Origin of the sequence: Streptomyces sp. SID1328 (assembly GCF_009865595.1) — a bacterium.
In the GTDB taxonomy this organism is placed as follows: Bacteria; Actinomycetota; Actinomycetes; order Streptomycetales; family Streptomycetaceae; genus Streptomyces; species Streptomyces griseoluteus.
On record NZ_WWKH01000146.1, the window covers coordinates 1 to 2,620 of the forward strand.

A 2,620-nucleotide genomic window follows, 5' to 3' on the forward strand; every position below is an offset into this window, starting at 1 on the left:
GGGCCGCGAGGGCGAGCGCGCGGGCGTCCAGCCGGCGCGCGTCGGCGGCCTCGGTGATGATGTCGGCGGCCCAGGCGGGTACGGCGCCGAGCCGGGCCTGCGCCCGGGCCAGCGCGGCCTCGGCGTCCAGCATGGCCTGCAGCCACGCCAGGTCCCCGGTGGCCTCCTCCACCGGCACCCCGGCCCGCACCGGGGACAGCAGGCCGACGTCGAGTCCGGCGCTCATGCCGTCACCTCCGCCGGTCCGGCGGACACCGGGGCGGGCAGGGACAGTACGGCGTGCGCGATGGCGTCGGAGTCCTCCAGCGTCACGGAGCCCACGCCGGGCCGGATGCCGGCCGCGGTGACCCAGTGCACGGCCTCGGTGGGGACGCCGTAGGCGAAGCGCCGGGGGTGGGCGCGTCCGGCGGCGTCGACGAGCCGGTAGGGGCGGGTCGACACGTCGAGGCCGCCGGTCTCGTACACCCCGCCGTGCGCGGTGGGTATCCGGTGCGGGCGGCACTGGCCGGTGCTCAGCAGGTGGCGCAGCAGCGGGTCGGCGGTGCGCCGCAGGTCGGGCTCCGGCAGCCGGGCCTCGATGAGCGCGGCGAAGGGCGGGGCGACGTCCGCTCCGCCGAGGGTGCGGGCGATGAAGGCGGGGTCGTCGGCCGCGGTGTCCACGAGCAGGCCGGGCGGCAGGATCTCCACGATCCCGGCCTCGATGAGCGCGGTGAGCTCCTCGATGCGGGAGGCGGGCGGGCCGATGGAGAGGAAGGCGTTGAGCGGGGTGTACCAGGCGTGCAGCTGGTCGCGGTAGGAGGCGCCGTCGATGCCGTCGTGGTCCACCACGAGGCGAATCTCGTTGCGCAGGTCGCGCAGCACGTCCAGGGCGGCCTTCAGCGGGCCGGTGACGTTCCCCGCGCGCGCCTCGGCCACGTCCTGGCGCAGATGCCCGAGCAGCCAGGCACGGTAGTCGGCCACGGAGGTGAACTCCCGGTCCCCGTACGGCCGGGCGATCCGCGCCCAGTCCCAGCGGTCGGCCGCGCCGATGCCGGCCGCGTCGAGGAACGCGTCCTCCTCGCTCTCCGGGACGTGCGGGTAGGCGTCCGCGAAGGCGGCGGCGTGCTGCCCGCGCGCGGTGAGCAGGGCCGCGTAGTAGACGCTCTGGACCTCGCGGGCGATCAGCGGCCACAGGTCGGCCCGGAAGCTCAACCGCTCGCCGCGCCGGGCGCGTTCACGCAGGGCGGCGACCCTCTCCTGGTCCAGCAGCCGTGGCTCGTGGCGCCCGTGCGCGCCCTTCTGGTTCTCGCCGCGCGCGTGGTACGGCACCCCGCGCCGGGAGCCCGCGAACATGCGGGGTTCCTCGCCGGAGGCCCGGTACACCAGCCGGTCGCCGACCCGCGCGAAGGAGCCGCCCCGGCCGAGCGTGAACAGGGCGAGGTAGTCGAAGAAGTTGAGGCCGAGCCCGCGCAGCAGCACCGGCTGCCCGGCACCGATGCCGGAGAGGTCGTGGTCGGCGGGGTTGGCGGGTGGCAGGTAGGTCAGCCCGTGCGTGGCGGCGAAGTCGGCGAACCGCCGGGTCTCCTCTCCGGGTCGGTTCGGGAGGTGGCCGAGGGCGAGGACGACGGCATCGAGCCCGGTCAGCCTGGTGCCGTCGGCCAGGAGCACGCTCTGCGGGCCCCCCGGCACCGGCCCGGTGTCGTCCAGGGCGACGGCCCGCGAGGCGTGCACCCGGACGGTGATGTGGGCCGGGGCGGTGGCGAGGAGGCGCCGGAAGACCCAGCGCAGGTAGTGGCCGTAGAAGGCGCGGGTCGGGTAGGAGTCGGGGCCGAGGGCACGGGCCTCGGCGGCGATCGACTCGTCGGCGGTACCGGTCGCGGCGAGACGGCGCGCCCACTCGTACAGGCTTGGGCCGTCCTCGACCGGGCCGACGATGTCGACACTGTGGTCGGTGAACAGGGTGACCTGTGAGGCCACGGTGTTCATCAGCAGGTGCGGGGACTGCGCCGTGCGCCAGACCCGGCCCGGCCCCGGGGGCGAGGGGTCGACGAGGTGGACGGTGAGCCGCTCGCGCGAGGGCGACTTGCGTTCCTGGGCGAGCAGCCGCTCCAGGACGGACACGCCGCGGGGTCCCGCCCCGACGACGCAGATCTCCGAGGGTGTGCTGATCAAGGGGTCACTCTCCGCTGGGCTGTGGAGTGGGCGTGCCCGGTCCGGGGACCGGACGGGGAGCGGGGCGTTGGACGGCGGCGGCCGGGGTGAGCCGGATGGAGACCTCCGCTCCGGCGCCGACCGGCAGGGGCATGGAGAGGTAGTCCGCGCCGTCGCGCACCCGGTCGAGGTAGGGGCCGGTGGGGGCGGAACCCAGGGCGAGCACGATGGTGCCGGGGCGCATCCGCCCCTCCAGCGCGGTGAGCGCGGGCAGGGTCAGGTCGGGTCGGCAGTCGAGCAGGGCGAGGTCGACCGGGGCGGGGGCGCGGCCGAGGTCGTGCAGGCCGGCGTGGCGGACCTCCGCCCAGGGGGCGAGCCCGGCGGCCGTGAGCCGGGCGCGGGTGTCGGCGGCCCGGTGGGCGTCGGGAACATGGCCCACGATGTGTCCGGCGCCGTTCGCCCGTGCCCCGGCGGCGAGTTGGTCGAGGGA

1 protein-coding gene and 2 pseudogenes are annotated in these 2,620 nt (G+C 76.3%); all 3 read right to left on the reverse strand.

From position 1 onward, the window contains the following. Positions 1-226 (reverse strand): annotated as a pseudogene (locus GT030_RS04585) (3-carboxy-cis,cis-muconate cycloisomerase); the annotation flags it as partial. Further along, positions 223-2,148: an FAD/NAD(P)-binding protein gene (locus tag GT030_RS04590; protein ID WP_346009565.1), complete on the reverse strand. Its 1,926-nt coding sequence runs from the start codon at positions 2,146-2,148 to the stop codon at positions 223-225. The pseudogene GT030_RS04585 and the gene GT030_RS04590, both read right to left, overlap by 4 nt. 7 nt (positions 2,149-2,155) lie before the next feature. Beyond that, positions 2,156-2,620, reverse strand: a pseudogene (locus GT030_RS04595) (hypothetical protein); the annotation flags it as partial.